Annotated in this window: 24 protein-coding genes; 12 read left to right on the plus strand and 12 right to left on the minus strand. The window is 65.9% G+C overall.

Features of this window, described 5'->3' with window-relative positions:
- Positions 1-226: 226 nt before the first annotated feature.
- Positions 227-1101 (plus strand): IS5 family transposase gene (locus R4Z63_RS09610; RefSeq protein WP_386264951.1). Its coding sequence is split into 2 segments (ribosomal slippage): positions 227-620 and positions 620-1101, totalling 876 coding nucleotides; the frame shifts between segments, so codons are not numbered across the junction.
- Here the strand turns inward: R4Z63_RS09610 and R4Z63_RS09615 are convergent.
- From R4Z63_RS09615 to R4Z63_RS09625, 3 genes are all read right to left on the minus strand, one after another.
- Positions 1056-1631 carry an IS3 family transposase gene (locus R4Z63_RS09615; protein WP_384456343.1) on the minus strand — a complete coding sequence of 192 codons (576 nt, stop codon included), beginning with the start codon at positions 1629-1631 and terminating at the stop codon, positions 1056-1058. The two genes, R4Z63_RS09610 and R4Z63_RS09615, sit on opposite strands and share 46 nt — an antisense overlap.
- On the minus strand, positions 1595-1732 hold the full coding sequence (locus R4Z63_RS09620; RefSeq protein ID WP_384456345.1) for an IS3 family transposase: 138 nt from the start codon (positions 1730-1732) through the stop codon (positions 1595-1597). The genes R4Z63_RS09615 and R4Z63_RS09620 overlap by 37 nt, the downstream gene beginning before the upstream one ends.
- Positions 1733-1881: 149 nt before the next feature.
- Positions 1882-2208, minus strand: a complete 327-nt coding sequence (locus R4Z63_RS09625; RefSeq protein WP_384456308.1) for a transposase — start codon at positions 2206-2208, stop codon at positions 1882-1884.
- A gap of 165 nt (positions 2209-2373) precedes the next feature.
- Here R4Z63_RS09625 and R4Z63_RS09630 point away from each other — a divergent pair, with 165 nt between their 5' ends.
- Both R4Z63_RS09630 and R4Z63_RS09635 read left to right on the plus strand, forming a co-directional pair.
- A complete protein-coding gene (locus tag R4Z63_RS09630) occupies positions 2374-2559 on the plus strand; it encodes a helix-turn-helix domain-containing protein (RefSeq protein ID WP_384456348.1) in 186 nt (61 codons plus the stop codon).
- Positions 2559-3707: a tyrosine-type recombinase/integrase gene (locus R4Z63_RS09635; protein ID WP_384456311.1), complete on the plus strand. Its 1149-nt coding sequence runs from the start codon at positions 2559-2561 to the stop codon at positions 3705-3707. Before R4Z63_RS09630 ends, R4Z63_RS09635 begins: the two co-directional genes overlap by 1 nt.
- A gap of 242 nt (positions 3708-3949) precedes the next feature.
- Here R4Z63_RS09635 and R4Z63_RS09640 read toward each other — a convergent pair whose 3' ends face one another.
- Together R4Z63_RS09640 and R4Z63_RS09645 are read right to left on the minus strand one after the other, a co-directional pair.
- Positions 3950-4240 carry an Imm32 family immunity protein gene (locus tag R4Z63_RS09640; RefSeq protein ID WP_384456314.1) on the minus strand — a complete coding sequence of 97 codons (291 nt, stop codon included), beginning with the start codon at positions 4238-4240 and terminating at the stop codon, positions 3950-3952.
- A gap of 92 nt (positions 4241-4332) precedes the next feature.
- Entirely contained in the window at positions 4333-4740 is a 408-nt protein-coding gene (locus tag R4Z63_RS09645; RefSeq protein ID WP_384456317.1) for a hypothetical protein, read from the minus strand.
- 90 nt (positions 4741-4830) lie between these two features.
- Between R4Z63_RS09645 and R4Z63_RS09650 the strand changes: the two genes are divergently transcribed.
- Positions 4831-5298: a DUF4240 domain-containing protein gene (locus R4Z63_RS09650; protein WP_384456352.1), complete on the plus strand. Its 468-nt coding sequence runs from the start codon at positions 4831-4833 to the stop codon at positions 5296-5298.
- Positions 5299-5304: 6 nt separating this feature from the next.
- On the opposite strand, the gene R4Z63_RS09655 is transcribed toward R4Z63_RS09650, so the two are convergent.
- Complete coding sequence (locus R4Z63_RS09655) at positions 5305-6063, minus strand: GntR family transcriptional regulator (RefSeq protein WP_384456320.1); 759 nt, start codon at positions 6061-6063, stop codon at positions 5305-5307.
- 79 nt (positions 6064-6142) lie between these two features.
- Here R4Z63_RS09655 and R4Z63_RS09660 point away from each other — a divergent pair, with 79 nt between their 5' ends.
- The 5 genes from R4Z63_RS09660 to R4Z63_RS09680 all read left to right on the plus strand — a co-directional run bounded on the left by R4Z63_RS09660 (position 6143) and on the right by R4Z63_RS09680 (position 8953).
- On the plus strand, positions 6143-6421 hold the full coding sequence (locus tag R4Z63_RS09660) for a hypothetical protein (RefSeq protein WP_384456322.1): 279 nt from the start codon (positions 6143-6145) through the stop codon (positions 6419-6421).
- 271 nt (positions 6422-6692) lie between these two features.
- Positions 6693-6956 (plus strand): hypothetical protein, encoded by a 264-nt coding sequence (locus R4Z63_RS09665; RefSeq protein WP_384456325.1) that lies wholly within the window; start codon positions 6693-6695, stop codon positions 6954-6956.
- Positions 6913-7620: a GntR family transcriptional regulator gene (locus tag R4Z63_RS09670; protein WP_384456355.1), complete on the plus strand. Its 708-nt coding sequence runs from the start codon at positions 6913-6915 to the stop codon at positions 7618-7620. Before R4Z63_RS09665 ends, R4Z63_RS09670 begins: the two co-directional genes overlap by 44 nt.
- Complete coding sequence (locus tag R4Z63_RS09675) at positions 7617-7964, plus strand: hypothetical protein (protein WP_384456327.1); 348 nt, start codon at positions 7617-7619, stop codon at positions 7962-7964. Before R4Z63_RS09670 ends, R4Z63_RS09675 begins: the two co-directional genes overlap by 4 nt.
- Positions 7965-8545: 581 nt before the next feature.
- Positions 8546-8953, plus strand: coding sequence for a hypothetical protein (locus R4Z63_RS09680; protein WP_384456329.1), 408 nt, complete (start codon positions 8546-8548; stop codon positions 8951-8953).
- Positions 8954-9115: 162 nt separating this feature from the next.
- Here R4Z63_RS09680 and R4Z63_RS09685 read toward each other — a convergent pair whose 3' ends face one another.
- The 6 genes from R4Z63_RS09685 to R4Z63_RS09710 form a co-directional block, all read right to left on the minus strand.
- Positions 9116-10294, minus strand: a complete 1179-nt coding sequence (locus tag R4Z63_RS09685) for an NsdA family TPR-like regulatory protein (protein WP_491522529.1) — start codon at positions 10292-10294, stop codon at positions 9116-9118.
- 457 nt (positions 10295-10751) lie between these two features.
- Complete coding sequence (locus R4Z63_RS09690; RefSeq protein WP_384456335.1) at positions 10752-11354, minus strand: hypothetical protein; 603 nt, start codon at positions 11352-11354, stop codon at positions 10752-10754.
- Positions 11355-11553: 199 nt separating this feature from the next.
- Entirely contained in the window at positions 11554-11679 is a 126-nt protein-coding gene (locus tag R4Z63_RS09695) for a hypothetical protein (RefSeq protein WP_384456338.1), read from the minus strand.
- Between the two features lie 261 nt (positions 11680-11940).
- Positions 11941-12504, minus strand: coding sequence for a DUF8453 domain-containing protein (locus R4Z63_RS09700; protein WP_384456341.1), 564 nt, complete (start codon positions 12502-12504; stop codon positions 11941-11943).
- Positions 12505-13025: 521 nt separating this feature from the next.
- A complete protein-coding gene (locus R4Z63_RS09705; RefSeq protein WP_384456576.1) occupies positions 13026-13256 on the minus strand; it encodes a bacteriocin immunity protein in 231 nt (76 codons plus the stop codon).
- The gene (locus R4Z63_RS09710) at positions 13256-13720 is read right to left on the minus strand and encodes an NUDIX hydrolase (RefSeq protein ID WP_384456573.1); all 465 of its coding nucleotides are present in this window, start codon (positions 13718-13720) and stop codon (positions 13256-13258) included. Before R4Z63_RS09710 ends, R4Z63_RS09705 begins: the two co-directional genes overlap by 1 nt.
- Between R4Z63_RS09710 and R4Z63_RS09715 the strand changes: the two genes are divergently transcribed.
- The 3 genes from R4Z63_RS09715 to R4Z63_RS09725 all read left to right on the plus strand — a co-directional run bounded on the left by R4Z63_RS09715 (position 13721) and on the right by R4Z63_RS09725 (position 16360).
- A complete protein-coding gene (locus R4Z63_RS09715) occupies positions 13721-14518 on the plus strand; it encodes a GntR family transcriptional regulator (RefSeq protein ID WP_384456570.1) in 798 nt (265 codons plus the stop codon).
- 138 nt (positions 14519-14656) lie between these two features.
- On the plus strand, positions 14657-15001 hold the full coding sequence (locus tag R4Z63_RS09720) for an SCO3933 family regulatory protein (protein ID WP_030688073.1): 345 nt from the start codon (positions 14657-14659) through the stop codon (positions 14999-15001).
- Positions 15002-15004: 3 nt separating this feature from the next.
- Complete coding sequence (locus R4Z63_RS09725) at positions 15005-16360, plus strand: FtsK/SpoIIIE domain-containing protein (RefSeq protein ID WP_384456567.1); 1356 nt, start codon at positions 15005-15007, stop codon at positions 16358-16360.
- The last annotated feature ends 17 nt before the right edge of the window (positions 16361-16377 follow it).

Genomic DNA, 16377 nt, shown 5'->3' on the forward strand with positions numbered 1-16377 from the left:
GTGATGCGGCGTGCTGGAACTATCGCGCAGCCCTTCGATGCTTCTTCCTCGCAGCGCGCGAGGGCGACCGGGGCGTCTCCGTCGACTCCAGGATCGTGCGGGCCCATCAGCATACGGAGCACCGGGACCGGCTGCCGCGTCGGCTGTGGCCGAGCGGGATGTGGGACCGCCATCACTTCTAGGGTCTGTTGCGAAAGTGGATCTTGTTCGTTCATGATCACGTCTTGTGGGACGTGGAGATCTGACGAATGGCCAGTGGGCCCGGCTTGAGCCGTTGCTGCCGCAGGGCATCAAGCCGGGCCGGCCGCAGGTGTGGACGCGGCGGCAGCTGATAGACGGCATACGGTGGCGGACCCGCACCGGCGCCCCGTGGCGTGACGTGCCCGAGCGCTATGGCCCCTGGGATCGGGTCTACGACCTGTTCCGACGCTGGCAGCGGGACGGAACCTGGGCCGCGATCCTGACCCGGCTCCAGGCCGAGGCGGACGCGAAGGGCCTGATCACCTGGGAGGTCAACGTCGACTCCACCGTCTGCCGGGCCCACCAGCACGCCGCCGGGGCGGCGAAAAGGGGGATCTCCAAAAGGAGCCGCCCGGTGGTGTCTTCGTCGAGCCGGCCGACCACGGCCTCGGGCGGTCCCGGGGCGGCCTGACCAGTAAGATCCACCTCGCCGTCGAGCAAGGGCAGAAGCCCCTGTCTGTGGTGATCACGGCCGGGCAGCGGGGCGACTCTCCGCAGTTCGAGCCGGTCCTGGAAGCGATCCGGGTGCCCCGGCTCGGGCTCGGCAGGCCGCGCAAGCGGCCGGACCGAGTGCGGGCCGACAAGGCCTACGACTCCCACGCCAACCGCTCCTACCTGCGCAGACGCGGGATCAAGGCCACCATTCCAGTGCCCGCGGACCGCGTCCGCAACCGACAACAGCGCGGCTCACTCGGTGGGCGGCCGCCGAAGTTCGACAAGGACGACTACAAGCAGCGGCATGCGGTCGAGTGCGGGATCAACCGCCTCAAGCGACACCGTGCCGTCGCCACCAGGTACGACAAACTCGCCGTCCGCTACGAAGCGACCGTGCTGGTCGCAGCCATCAACGAATGGCTGTGACCAGCACTTTCACAACAGGCCCTAGTGATCCAGGTGGCGATCTTGATGCGGGCCTCGCTGCGGGTGCGGAAGGTGTGCCGGTGGACGTACTCGACCTTCAGCACGCTGGTGAACGCCTCGCTCACGGCGTTGTCAAAGCACGAGCCGACTCGGCCCATGGGCTGCACGATGCCCAGCTTGCGGCAGGCCCGCTTGAACTTCCGGGAGCAGTATTCGCTGCCCCTGTCGGTGTACATGATCACGCCGCGGACGTCGCCGCCCCGGGTGGCCGCGGCCATGTTGAGCGAAGCCACCACCAGCTCGGCGTCATGCCGGGCGCCCATCGCGTAGCCGAGCAGCCGACGGGAGAACAGATCGATCACCGTTGCCAGGCACAGCTTACCCTCGCCGGTGTCGATCTCGGTCATGTCGCCTGCCCAGACGAGGTCCGGTTCCTCGGCACTGAAATCACGGCGGACGAAGTCCGGGGCGGCCGGGCGCCTGCCCGGCCTGGTCAGCGACCGGCGGCGCCTGACCTTCCGGCCCGCCAGCCCCGGCGCACCAGCTCGATGGACACCTTCGGTGAGCCATAGGTGCCCCCGGACCGATGGAAGATCTCCTCGATCTCTTCCGCCAGGTGCTGCCGGCGCATCTCCCCCTCGGTCGGCGGCCGGTCGCGCCACTTGCAGTACCACGACTCCGACACCCAGAGCCCGGCAGGCGACGCGATGCGGTATGCCCTCCTCGGCCGTGCAGCTGCTGATCACCCCGACCGCCACGGCCGGGTCCGCCTCAGCTACTTCACCCACAAGGCCACGAATCGCTTGCACACATCACGCTCTCCAGCTCGCGAATGCGTTTGCCCTTCTCCCTGCCTCGGGTCCGCAACCGCTCCAGATCCGCCCGCTCACTCTCCCGCAGCCGGCCACCAGAAGAAGACGGCTCGGCCACCAGCCGGTCCGACGACGGCGACCCGTTGCGCCGCGCCCGCGACACCCAGCTGTGCAGCGTCCCGGGATGGACGCCCAGATCCTCGGCGACCTCCGGAACCGGCTTCCCGGTCTCCGCCACGATCCGCACCGCCCCCTCACGGAACTCGGCGTCGTAGATGCGCTTCCTGGATGCCATGACCCCCAACTATCCCTCCGGTCACGGTCTCCACAGTAGGAGGGGAGGTGCAACTCGTCACCCAAAACAGCAGTTCAGGGCCGCGAATGACGCAGGTGACGCAGAAATCCCAGCCTCGGACACACACGCACTGAACACCGCCCAGAAGACCGCTGTGAGTTCCCCCTGCCCACTACCCACCAGGCCCTGACTGTCGCCGAGGTCATGGCCGCCCTGCGGCTCAGCCGCTTCACCGTCTACAACCTGATCCGCTCTCGCGCCCTCCCCAGCTTCACCGAGGGCCGCTCGCGTCGGATCCCCGCGGACAGCGTTCGCGCCTACCTGGAAGCCAAGTTGGAGGAAGCCGCCTGATGGCACGCAAGAGGAATCCGAACGGCGCCGGCAGCATCTGGCAGCGCAGCGACGGGCGTTACGAGGCGCGCGTCTACGTCCCCCAGCCCGACGGCACTCGCAGCCGGAAGACCGTGTACGGCAAGACATGGGCGGAGTGCGACGCCAAGCGTCAAGAGCTGGTGCTCCGCGACCGCCAGGGCATCCCGACGCCCACCCGCTCGGCCAAGCTCTCCGAGTGGCTGCCCTTCTGGCTGGAGACGTTCGTCAAGCAGGACCGCAAGAAGACGACGTACGCCAAGTACGAGACCCACGTCCGTCTGTACCTCATCCCGCATCTGGGCTCCAAGCGTCTGGAGACCCTCGGCGTGCGGGACGTGCGGCGGATGCTGGCTGCCGTCACCGCGCAGGCCTCCGCTGCGACGGCGAAGGAGTCGCACCGCGTGCTGCGCAGCGCGCTCACCGCTGCGAACCGTGAGGAGCTGATCAGCCGCAACGTGGTGATGCTCGTGCCGGCGCCACGCATCGTCCAGCGTGAGTTGAAGCCGTGGGACCTCGAAGAGACGCTCACATTCTTGGAGGCCAGTCGGCGCGACCCGCTGTACGCGGCCTTCGTGCTGGCGGTCGCCCTGGGGCTGCGCCGGGGCGAGATCCTCGGGCTGCGCTGGTCCGACATCGACTTCGACCGCCGGACCCTGACCGTGCGGAATCAGATTCAGCGCGTGCAGAAGGAGCTGTACGCGGACTCCACCAAGAATAGGCGGAGCCGAGTCATTCCCCTCCCCCGGATGTGCGTGGCGCCCCTGCGCTGGCAGCGGATGCGGCAGGTCGCCTTGCAGGCCGCGGCCAAGGAACAGGAGTGGGAGGAGAGCGACTACGTGTTCACGACCCGCACCGGCCGGCCGATCGAGCCGCGCAACATCAGCCGGTCCTTCGAGCGGATCGGTCAGGCCGCCGGCCTGCCGCGGATCCGGCTGCACGACGCGCGGCACGGGTGCGCCACGCTGCTGTTCGCGGCCGGGGTGGCACCTCGGGTGGTGATGGAGATCCTCGGTCACTCGCAGATCGCCGTCACGATGAACATCTACACCCACGTGGCCGACAGCGGCAGGCGGGAGGCCATGGGACACATGGACCGGCTGCTGCGCCGGCGGCGGCCCGCCGAATAGGCGTTGCCGTCACTTTTAGCCGTCAAAGGCCCCCCAACCAAGATCGGTTGGAGGCCTTTTGACTGGTGGGCGCGGACGGTTTCGAACCGCCGACATCTGCTTTGTAAGCTCGTGCGGGGCGCTCTCACCAGGGGCGGATCGCTGGTCACCTCCGCCACGGCAAACCGCGTACGACCACCGTCATCCGCCGTCGTTGATGTCAGTTTTGGATGTCAGCTCCGGCGGCGGCTGCGAGTGGCCAGTCACTCCTCGTCGCTGCGCTCCAGGACCAGTCCGACGGACCCGTCTTCCAACCCGTTGCTGTCTTCGAGGTGCAGATGGGCTCCATCGGGAACTCCTTCGCCTGCCAGCACCAGAAGATGCCCGGCAAGCGTCCTGAGCCCCGCGGCATTCGCCTCGATGACGACCTCGCTCCCGAGATTCCGCACCTCGATCCGGGCATCGGCATCCCAGGAGAAGCGGAGCCCCGTGCCCTCAACGGCAGCCGTGACGTGAGTGCTCTCGATCGGCGCTGAGCCGCTTCCGGAAGTCATGGAACTCATGATGCCCCTGCACAGGCAAGGCACCGGAGACAGGGGGCTTGGCCCTCGTACACAGACACTGGCGGAAGCTCGGGAACCGGTGGTCACCAGGCGCGCCAGGCGTCCGTGATCTCGGCACGATTGATGCCCCTCCTCGTTGCCAGAGCAGCCACGTCCACACCATGCTCGCCCAAGGTGCGGTCGATGTACTCGCACAGCTGCTCCCGCTCTTCGGTGCAGTAGCCGGCGCCACCATGGCTCGTGTCGCCGTCCACAGCATTGAGCGCGAGTACAACCCTCTCGACCGCTCCAAAGACCTCATCGTCGGAGGGCTCCAGGAGCCCACTCACCTCCGCCTCGAAGGCTTCCAGCACCGAATCCGTCGCCATCAACAAGGACTCGGGGTACATCGCCGCCGCGCCGGAACACTCGGGTCCCAAAATCCCGGCCTCGACATCGCGGGCCACCTCCGCCATCCAGGCACGCCAGTTCTCAGGGGGTCTGTTCGCCATGGCGAGAAGGTACGCCGAAGCACTGACAACCCAGTTGGGTTGTGCGCTCTCGTTGATGTCAGACCGCCCTGACATCCTGCGCTCGTGAGAATGACATGGGCCGACTTCTGGGCACTGATAGCCACCCTGGACGGCGAAGCAACCCAAGGGAGCTGCCAGCGCCTTGCCGAGGAGCTGAGCCGCCGCCCCATCCCCGACATCATCGGCTTCGCCGAACGTCACGCCGAGGCCCTCTACCGCCTGGACCAGGAGAAGTTCGGAACCCTCCCCGTGGTCGACCTGACAGATCGAGACGGCAGCCCGTTCCCGCAATCGTCCGACGTCTTCCTGTACACACGCTGCGCCGTCGTAGCCGCAGGCCAAACCGTGTGGGAGAGCGTCTTCTTCGACGTCGACAAGTTCGCCCCGTACACCTCCACCGAGTACGACGGTGAATGGCTGCTATCCGTACCGGACAAGGCGTACGAACTGGCCACTGGCAAGGAGTGGGACCGCCTGACCCGGTACTGCTTTGAGAGCTACTCCAACCAGGACGGATGGCCCTACCTACAGGGCTGAACCGGACTACCGTGCGATGGGGATCTCGTAGACGATCTCGCACAGGGTGGCGGGCACGACGATGTCCGCCGTTTCCACGGGTCGCCCCTGGTCGCTGTAGTAGGTGCGCCGGATGTGCGTGACGAGCGCGGCCTTCTGGATCCCGAGGAGTGAGGCTTCCTCGGCGGTGGCCTGACGCGGTTCGGGCTGCTCGACGGCATGGCTGACCGTGATGCCGATCTCGGCCATCCGGTTCACGACGCCAGCCCCGGCGTGTGGCCCGCCCTCGGGAAGGACGACGAGAGTTCCGCCGGTGAGGTCGTACGGCTCCCAGCTCGTGGACAACTGCACGGGCCGTCCGTCGGCGAGGAACTCGTACACCGTGCGGACACACAGGTCGCCCTCGGCGATGCCGAGCCGTGCGGCGATCTCCGCCGGCGCCGGAACCTTGGCCTCGGTCCGGCTCTCCCAGTCCCCCTGCCTACCCAAGGCCTTCATGTCGGCCCGGAACGGCGAACCACCGCCCTGCTCGCGCGCTGACGAGCGGACCACGCGCACACGCTGACGAGGCTCCGCGACGTACGTTCCGGATCCCGCCCGCCCCTCCAGGACCCCTTGGGAGATCAGCAGCTCCTGCGCCCGGCGGACGACGTTCTCGCCGACGCCGCACTCTTGGCCGATCTGGGCACGCGAGGGGAGCCGGTCTCCGGGCTCCCACTCGTGCTCCGCGATCCTCCGCCGGAGTTCGTCAGCGATGCGGAGATACGGCGGCTGCTGCTCAGGCATATGGAAAATCTAGTCCACTAGCCCTAATCTAGTTAACTAGCTTCACGCAACGTGATCCCTTGGCGACGGAGGCTCTCCTGTGCCCGCTTCGGCAGTAAGCGCGGAGGACATCGCCGCCCGGCTGTCCGCCCTCGGACTCACCACGCGCGTGGAGGAGCACGCCCGTCACATGTGGATCGAAGCGGAGGTGCCGGAATCGCTTCCCGCCGAGACATGGCGGGAGGCCTTGGAAGTGGTGGCGGAGGCCGATCGATTCGGACTCCAGGCCAGCAGCTTGAACGGCCGGACCTTATGGGCAGCCGTACACAGAACGGTCCCCGCGACGCGCGATGTCCGGGGACCTGGCCATCAGCGATAGGAGCTGATCAGCGTGTTGAACCGTATCCGCCGCGCAGTTGGGCGCACCAGAGTGCGCCCCTTAGGACCGCCGTGCTTCATGCCGCCGGAGGTCAACTGATGCATGCGAAAGCCGTCCCCTACCGATCGAGCTCGTGTCGGATCGGCACGCACCACGAGTGCGCGCAGTCCTCGCCGTCCTTGGCACCAGTCGGCGTCCCCGTGATCTACGAGGCGTGCGACTGCCCCTGCCACCCGGCGACCGACCGGGAAGCGTCGAAGGAGGCAACCTCATGAGGAGCTGGACGCCGGTCGGCGCGCTGGCCTCCAACGTCGAGATCACCTCGGCCAACGTCCAGCGGGGCGATGTCATCCAGATCGGCGGCCAGCCGTGCCGCGTGGCCGACCTCATCCAACTTCCGGGCGGTGCAAAGCGCCTCCTCTTCGAGTCGGGCGAACTGCTGACCATGCATTCCCGAACCCGGCTCATCGCCCTGAGGATGCAGAGAGTTGGTGATCAGCGCCGTGGCCTCTCGCCGTCACGTCATCGCCGATGACCTCAGGGCCCAGATCTCGACCGGCCACATCAAGGCCGGCGACCGCCTTCCCTCCGAAGCCCAGCTCGCCGCCCGCTACACGGTCAGCACGCCGACCCTACGGAGCGCCCTCGCGCTCCTCCAGGCCGAAGGCCTCGTCGAAAAGGTCCACGGCAAGGGCAACTTCGTCCGCCCCCCTCTTCGCAGGATCACGTACCTCGGCGGCGGCCCAACACTGCCGACTCCGGGCTTGCAGATCAGCGTCCGGACCGCCAAAATCCGGGCGCGCGGCCACCTTTCCGTCTTGCTGCGGGTACCGGCTGGGAGTCCCCTCACCGAATTCCAGTGCCTGAGTCACGACGGAACCTCGCCCCACAGCCTGTCCCACGTCTACATCCCTCGCGATCTGGCGCCGACTGTCATACCCGACGAGTCGACCTGGCCCACAACCGTGGCGACGCCATTGGCCGAGGTCGAGGAGAGACTCTGCGCTCGCCTCCCCACCCCGTTGGAAGCGGCAACCCTCCGAATCAGCCCGACCCTCGCCGTTCTGGCGATCACCCGCGTAGCGACCGACAGCGCCGGCCGCGTCGTCGAGGCCGCGCTCCTGGCCCTCCCCGGCGACCGCGCGGAAGCCACCTTCACCACCCACCACACGCCCGAAGGCAGAAGGGCCGAAGGATGACGCCTCACAACGAGCTCCGACTCCTCCCATGGTCGGGACCCGACGGCAAGCCCTGCTTCCTGAGCACCGACGGCACCAACGGCCCCTTGTCCCGCCTGGCCGACCGCGCCGAAGCCACCCAACTCGAAGTCGCAGTGCAGCTCTTGGAGCACGCCCAAGAGGTACTCGCCGACGAGTCGACGGCCCCGGAAGAACTCCGTCTCGTGGCGTCAGACCTCACCGGCGCTCTGCGAGACGCACTCCGCGTAGCCGCAAGCCGCGGCCACCGCCTCCCGACGCTGGGCACCTCCGACCACAGAGACAGCAACGAGGTCCCCCACCTGTCGGCAGGCGCCTTCGGCTAACAGCCACGCGCCACAACGACACGAAGCCCCGGGCCAAAGCCCGGGGCTTCGTGCACACGGCTCCGGAGGCCCCGTGCGTCCCACATGTTTCACCAGGTCAGGAGTTTAGGAGAGGCGCGCGCCGTTCCGTAGGTCCACGAATAGGCCGCAGCTTGCAGGGGCACCGTGGATGCGCTGCGTCGGAGCACCGCTAGCGGAGGAACGAGTACACCAGCACGACCACCACCAGGACGCCCAGCCATAGCGGGACGCCGGTTGTTGTGAAGCGCCCCCGGTTGTCCCTAGGCTGCGACCGTCGTCGCTTAGTCATCCCAGCCCCCTACGATCGCGATGCTTCCCCAGCGCCCAGGGTGGGGCTGATGGCCGCACGCAGATAGAGCGAGAACCAGCCGCAGCTGTCCAGGGCCGAGTTTCGTTAGACCGGGATCCTCGGCATCGGTAGAACTGCACACCAGACCTGAGGGCTGTGCGCGTTGGTTTTACGCCACCGTGGCGCCCGGTTACAGCCAAGTTTCCCTTGTGTCGAATAGTGCGTCATACAGTTGCAGGGTTGACGTCAGGCAACGGCTGAGGGGGGAGCTGTGGAACCGGAGATCGTCGCATTGGCCAGTAGTGCAGGAACTACCATCGTCACCTTGATGGCTACGGACGCCTGGGAACGGGTGCGGGAGGGGATCACGTCACTCTGGCGACGTGAGCACGCAGAGCGGGCCGAATCTGTCGCTGTCGAACTCGATGTCACCCGCGAGGACCTTCTCGTAGCCTCGGAGACGGGTGATTCAAATGTTCATGGTGAGCTTCAGGCGGAATGGCAGGGGCGGATTCGACGCCTTCTCGCTATCCGGCCGGAGGTAGCCGGCGAACTGCGGAGGCTGCTGGATGAACTGGCCGCGCAGCCAGGGGGCGCCCCAGCAGTGACGCAACATGCCACCGCCTCGGGCCATTCCAGGATCTATCAGGCAGGCCGCGACCAGCACATTATCGACTGATGAGGCTCACTAGGAGGTTGTGCCGACGGCTGTGGCAGGGTCTGCCAGGTGTCTGGTCATCTGGGAATCACTGAGTATGCGCGGGCGAGGGCAGAGCGAGTGAGTGAAGGGGGAGCGCTGTTGCTGCCCACTGTCCGGCTCGAGTTGATGCAAGCCACAGGTTCATGACCGGCTTCCGGCGTCCTGATCGGCTTTTAGTCGACGCGTAAAGGCGTCCATTACTGGCGATGAATAACCTCTGCCTATCAGCGTTGAACCTACTTCCTCTAAGATCTCGATGCCTCGGCCGGCACCAGCCTTGTTGGCAATCTCCAGCGCTGACATCGCATGCTGGAGAGAGATGTCGCATTCCCCCTTTCTTGCGTAAGCTAGAGCCAGGTATGAGAGATGAAATCCTCCCTCATGGCCGAAATCTTCACCCCATCCATCCATGGCTGCTGATGTATTATTGATCGACTCCTCGAAGCGTCCAAGCCTTAGTAGGGCTATTCCTTTTTGGGCTTGGAGATGGCGTGCACGCATAAAGCTAGCGGAGATTCCGAGAGGGTTGCTCGAGAGATGTCCCGCACCATCTAGAAGCTCCTCGGCGGTATCGAGGTATTGTCGAGCTTTTCTTTCGTTGCCGAGAATCGACCAAGCCTGCGCGCATTGTAGGTGAGCGTTAGCTGAGATTCGATGGATGTTCTCGCCCTCTAACTTGGTGGAGAACTCGGCCATCCCCAATCCTAAGGCTCCATTGCCCTGGTCGGCTGCCACTTGGGAGCGGCGTGAGAAGAAGTACGAGGCTAGAACCTCGTCGCCTCCAGCCTGGGCGAGTATGATTGATCGATCGGCATATACCGCTGCTTTATCATAGTCCCCGCGGCTTTGCCACAGCCAGCACGAGAAATCCATCCACAGGGATTGCAGTCTAAGTAGGCTCTGAGCGATGTGAGTTTCGCCTGTCTCCTTTATTAGCGCATCGACGAGGCTAACTTGATGGTGAACCAATGGGAGAAGTCGTGTCGGCCCTATCACCCTCTCAGAGGCTACGAGATTCTTGCGTAAGTGCGCCAAGGATGTGACTAGGTCGGGCGCGACTCGCACCGATCCGCCCAACCGGCTGACGCCACCTAAGGCGACACTCCCGACCACCTGCATGAAACTTCGCCGGTCCGGTTGAGGTGATGTATCGGCTGCTCTCTGGACTAATCCAGGCGTGAGAGTCGAAGCCTCAAGGGTGTGTAAGGTGATGGAGACGTTGTTGTGTGTGACATGCTGATCTCTGCGTGCTTGATAAATTCCACTGTTCCCCGATGCGGTCGCGTGCAGGTCAATAGAACTTTCCTCGATCTCATCCATTGCTTTCCCTCTGAAACTGGCGAGTCGGGTGGTGCTTGTGAGACACCTGGAATTGAGCCTCCTGGGTACTAACTATGCCCCTTAGGTTCTTCCTGTAAGCAACTACTCGGGAGAGATCGTCAGATCATCGGTGGACCCGAGTGTGGCCCGCGGAGTGGTGCCGAGTCGAACTGCTGCTCGTGCTGGGTGGGGCGCGTACGATCGCTGGGCAGATCAACTGTGGTGCGGCGTGGCTCAACAGGCTGGTCAAGATCGCGGGGACAGGAGCAAGTTGACCTAACGTGGTCGGGCATAGTGCCGTTCGTTGAGTGACGACGACTCCATCGGCATTGCCGCTTTGCCTCATCCTTATCAGGTCGATGACCCGGGGTACGCGATCTCGCACATTCCGTTTGCAGTCCCCACTGACCTGCCGCCGAGGTTGATCAGCGATCGGCGGAATCCGCTCCTGTTGGTGTCAGGCGCTGATGTCAGCCGTCACCACAGCGCTTGACGACTCCAGCGGCTCACGGGATCGCCTGCCACTCCAGGTCCACAGCGTCCGCAACCTGGACGTTCTAGGCTGAGTGACTTCGCGCATGTAGGTGCTGCGCCCCCTACTCAGCATCTTGATTGCCTCGCCCAGCCCGACTGGATCCCAAAGATCCAAAAGACTCTCGTGGCTCTCGGGTACCGCGGCAAGCTTCTCAAGTCGCCCGATTGCCGCCTTGACCTCATCAATGCCGGGAAAGGTTGGCAACGCATGCGCCTCTACCCTGGCCCTGCCGATCGGCTCCAAGATGGCGAAAACATACGATTCGCGCTGTTTGTAATCAGTGGCATCGATATCGCCCAGCGCAACGACGTAACGAGTGCCGGCATCCGCTGCTTCGATGAGGTGTTTGAGCGTCGTCTCGAACCGAGCTACGTCAAACTTGGCAATCTCAAGCTTGCCCTCCCAGAGGATCCGATCTCGGGCTACGCCCTTCTGGGTCCACCGCGTAACGCCGCCGACGATGAGTGCTGCACCAGCCGTGATCAGCGGCGCAACGGTGACGATGGAATCAAGCTGCATGGTCATATGCTGCACGACCTCCTAGCTCAGGACACAGACCCCTCCTGACTGCACTGCCACCTTCAGCTTTTGTCCCACCGATCACCGGGCAAAGCGCCGAAGTGCGGCGCCGACCTTGTGAGCGGAGCGCGCCACTCGCAAGCGGTTTTGCACGGACCCACTGCCGCCAAACTCGGGCCCCGACTCGCGCCGGGGCCCCGGGTGGTCAGCTGGCGTAGTCGCGGGGGTCGTAGCCGTGGTTGCAGACGGGGCAGAGGGTGAGGTCTTCAGGGTCGTCGGAGTACGGGTTGGGGATGATGCCGGCGTCGCACTGGGGGTCGGTGCAGGCCATGGTGTGCTCCTTCGAGGTCGGTGCCGTTGTCCTGATGGGCACCGCCCCTGCACGGTTCTGGGTGGGCGCACAAGGTGGAGCGCGCCACTGTACGAACGACCTTGTGCGCCCACCCAGAACCGTGCCGCCCTCGGGATCAGGACAACGGCGCCGACCGGCAGCCACCACACGAGTGCCCCGCCCCGCCCCGCCACTGGGCCTGACCGCAGTTCCTGCGCCGCCCCCGCCGTGCAGCACAGGTGAGCCCAGTGCCCAGGCGCTTTAGGGGCCCAGCTTCTCGCTCACAGCCTCGGCGTGCTTGGCAATCTGATCAAGTTTGGCCACCACGGTTTCGCGATCGAGGGCCATCCCCTCCATGACGTTCAGGTCGATTACGTAAGTCATGGGAGCGATCGCGCCCGTGGGCCCCACCGCGTTCACCGTGACGGTGTACTGGCGTGGCAGATCGGTTCTTTGGTAGAAGCGGCCACCGAAGGTGAAGAACCACTCAAGGCGACGGCCAGGCGGCAGGAAAGGGATCCTGCGTCCTACGGCGGACGCAATGTCCGTGTCCCAGTTTGGGCTCTCGCCTCCTTGGATTGGCGGGTCGATCGTGAACTCGACATCACGGGCTACTGTCTTGCCGAGGTTCTCGATCACGAAAACCAGGATCCCGCTGCCGCCAGCGCGAGGGCAGATGTCCACCACGACGTAGGGGTCGTTCGCCTCTTTACTCACCCGCTCGGCGAGCCTCAGTTGGTGCCCCGCATAGACAGCCTGTCGACGTGCGTAGAGAAGCGCACCCAGGCTAATCACGACGGCCAGTGCCGCTATGTAGTTGCCCATATCGCGAGAATAGATTGAAACAAGCCATCTGGAGGGTGAATGGCCGAAGATGGCCGGTGGGGTTTCAGTCCGCCGCAACCAAACGATCGCCCAACTCTCATCCCGTCCGCCGTCGACCCACACGCATGTGGAGCGGACGCGGGGCCGGGCGTCCAGGTGGAGCGCGCCACTGTACGAACGACCTGGACGCCCGGCCCCGCGTCTGCTCGGCTTGTCCTGGGTCGATGGCGGACGGGATGGGAGTTCCCCACCCCAGCCATCCACGGGCCGGCACCCGCGAACGGCGCCCCCGCCATCCCGGAGTCGGAGCGCCCCCGCCGGAGGCATCGTCTTGACGCGAGCTGATCAGCCGGCCGAGCCACCGCGGTTCTCACCATCAACCCGAGCCGTAGGCGTGCGGACGGCGGCCGGGCTGGAGCGGGGCGTCAGACAGGAGCGCAGGCCCGGGCGACGGGCCGCGCGCGCCGCGCTGTGCGCGGCGGGTGCCTTGATGAAGTAGAGAAAGTCTTACCGCGCTGCCCTCAAAGGACGATCGGCTTGTACGCCATGGCCCTGTCGACGACCTTTCCGGGCGTCAGCTCGGGATCGGGGTCCCAGAAGATGTAGTCGCTGATGTGCGGGCAGGCCAGGCCCCGTTCAAGGGAAGCCAGAATCTCGGAAGACTCTTCCTCGGGAGTCTCTGGGTTCATGAGGTGTTCGACGAGGAGGATCGCTTCCTCGCGGGTCATCCGCCATGCCGGTTGTGTGCTCACTAGTGCGTGATCAGGTGGCGGCCGTCGTGGCTTCGGACGTGGGGGCCGTTTTCGTCCAGGGCGTCCAGGAGGCGGATCGCGTAGACCTCGGCCATGCGTTCCTCGACCTCGGCCGGCGTCAGCCAGTCCACCGCGGTGGACTCGTCCGAGGTTCGCTCGGTGCCGCCTGAGGGCTTGCAGCGGAAGACCAGGGCCACGATGCCGCGGGTGGTGTTCTTGTACACGCCGGTCAGCTCGTCTACCTCGACGTGGATGCCCGTCTCCTCCAGGACCTCGCGGGCGACGCCCGCTTCCGGTGCCTCGGTCAGTTCGAGGACGCCGCCCGGGAGCTCCCACGTGCCGTTGTCCGCTCGGCGGATGGCCAGGAGGCGCCCGTCTTCGCGCACTACCGCTCCGGCCACGGACACCGAGTGGAGTGGCGTTGACTTTGTTCCCGCGCTCCCGTTACTCATGTACAGGAGCATATGAGAGTGGGTAGGACTGTGGGAACTCCAGCAGGAGCTGGCAGGGCCGTACCTCGGTACGTGCAGATCGCGGACGAGATCGTCCAGCAGATCCGGTCCGGCGTCCTCAAGGCCGGCGACATGGTTCCGAGTGAGTCGGAGCTCGTCGAGCGGTACGGGGTTGCTGGGGGGACTATTCGGAAGGCCATGGTCGAGGTTCGGGCCAGCGGGCTCGTCGAGACCCGGCACGGCAAGGGTTCGATCGTGAAGGACCGGCCTCCCGTACGGCTTCGGTCTTCGGATCGCTTCCGCGCTTCTCACCGGCGGGGCGGTAAGGCTGCCTACCTCGCCGAGTCCGAGCAGTCCGGCGCCACCGCGAAGGTAAGCGTCCTCTACATCGGGCCCATGGAGGCGCCCGCGGACATCGCTGAGCGGCTTGGTGTCGAGGTGGGGACTCAGGTGCTTGCGCGGCGTCGGCTGTACTTCCGGAACGGGACGCCCGTCGAGACCGCCTCGTCGTACCTGCCGTGGGACGTGGTGAAGGACATCCCCGAGCTGTTCGCCGAGAACCCCGGCCCGGGTGGCATCTATGCCCGGCTCGAAGACCACGGTCACACCTTCGCCGAGTTCGTGGAGACGCTCCAGGCTCGGTCGGCCGCGAAGGCGGAGGCCTCCGAGTTGGCCCTGAGTCCTGGCGCCCCCGTGATTCAGCTGGTGCGGGATGCGGTGACCACGAAGGGGCGTGTCGTGGAGGTCTGCGACACGCTCATGGCCGCTGACCAGTTCGTCTTCCAGTACCGGATCCCCGCGACCGACTGACGCTCGCTCAACTCCCCTCAACCCGCTGCGGATTCTTTCCGTGGCGGGTTGACTCATGTACAGGAGTGGTGCACTCTTCCCCATGTCACTCCTGTACAGGAGTGGATGAGTCCAGCCTATATAGAGGAGTGATCCACTGTGCGTCAGATCCCCGTCGACACCTCCGCCGCGATGGTGATGGTGGCCCAGCCCCCGGCCCCGAAGATCGCGAACCGTCAGACCGGTGAGATCGCCACCGACCGGGACACCGGTGCCCCGCTCATGACTGTCGATGTCATGTTCGTCATGGACGGCAACGCCGAGATCCTCAACCTGACCGTGCCCAAGACCGGCATCTCCGAGGAGCTGTCGATGGGCACCCCGGTCGCCCTGACCGGGGTCGTCGCCCGGCCGTGGGAGAACGAGTTCAACGGCCAGAAGCGGCACGGCATCAGCTTCCGCGCCGTCGCCGTCACCTCGCTCGCCGCCGCGAAGGTCGGCTGACCCATGACCGCCTTAACGGTCACCCTCGCACTGGTCGCCACGGTCGCCCTGCTGCTGCGGTGGCAGCGTCCGGCCTGGTACTGGATGAGCTTCGGCGTCGCCTTCGCCGTGGTGCGGATCCTGGCCCGGTATGCGTCGGTCATGGACGCGTGTGGGCTGACCGTCCCGCCCTCGCGCTGGCGCCTGGCGCTGGCTCGGATGACCGGCCGGCCCATCCTCGACTCGCGGGCGCCCCGGATCCTGCGGCTGCGGCCGACACGTACTGGGCTCGTACTGCGGGTGAAGCTGCGCCCCGGTCAGGACGCATTCGACTTCTCCGCCGCCTCGGACCGGCTCCGGCACTCGTTCGTCATGCAGAACGTCACCGCCCGGGAGATCCGCTCGGGTGTCGTCGAGCTGCGGATGACCGGGTACGACGTCCTCAAGCGGGTCCAGATGCCCGCAACTGCCCGTGCCGGGGCGATGCGCGTTCCGGTCGCCATGCGGGAGGACGGAGAGGTCTACTACCGCGACTACCGCCAGACCCCGCACGCGCTGAACGTCGGCGCCACCCAGTCCGGGAAGTCCGTCTATCAGCGCAACCTCGTTGCTGCGCTCGCTCCGCTGGATGTCGCCTTGGTCGGGATCGACTGCAAGCAGGGCGTTGAACTTGCTCCGCTTGCCCGGCGGTTCACCGCCCTGGGCGACAACCCTGACGCCGCCGCCGACCTCCTCGACGCCTTGGTCGAGCACATGGAGGACGTCTACCAACTAATTCGCCGCGAGCAGAGATTGAGTGCAGACCTGCCGGATGCGGAGATCACCGCCGACATCTGGGACCTGCCCGATCGTCTGCGACCGACCCCGATCGTGCTCCTGGTCGATGAGGTCGCCGAACTCGCCCTCTTCGCCACGAAGGAGGAAGAGAAGCGCCGGGACCGGATCATCACCTCACTCGTCCGGCTCGCTCAGCTCGGCCGTGCCGCCGGCATCTACCTGGAGATCTGCGGGCAGCGCTTCGGCTCCGAGCTCGGCAAGGGCATCACCATGCTCCGTGCCCAGCTCACCGGCCGGACCGCTCACCGCGTCAACGACGAGACCTCCGCCAACATGGCCTTCGGCGACATCGCCCCGGACGCCGTCCTCGCCACGGTTCAGATCCGCACCGACCGGCCCGGCACCGCCGTCGCCGGCGACTCCTCCGGTGGGTGGGTCCGCATCCGCACTCCCCACCTCACGCTCCGGCGAGCCGTGAACATCGCGAACTCCCATGCTCACCGCACGCCCGAGATCCCCGCGCTGGACGCCTTCCGGCCCGTCCTGCCGCCGCTGGGCAAAGCCGCGGCGCCCTCGGCCGTCACTGCTCCCGCGATCGCCTGAACTCCCTCGCTCCACGG

The sequence above is a fragment of the Streptomyces sp. PL-29 genome (assembly GCF_058344425.1).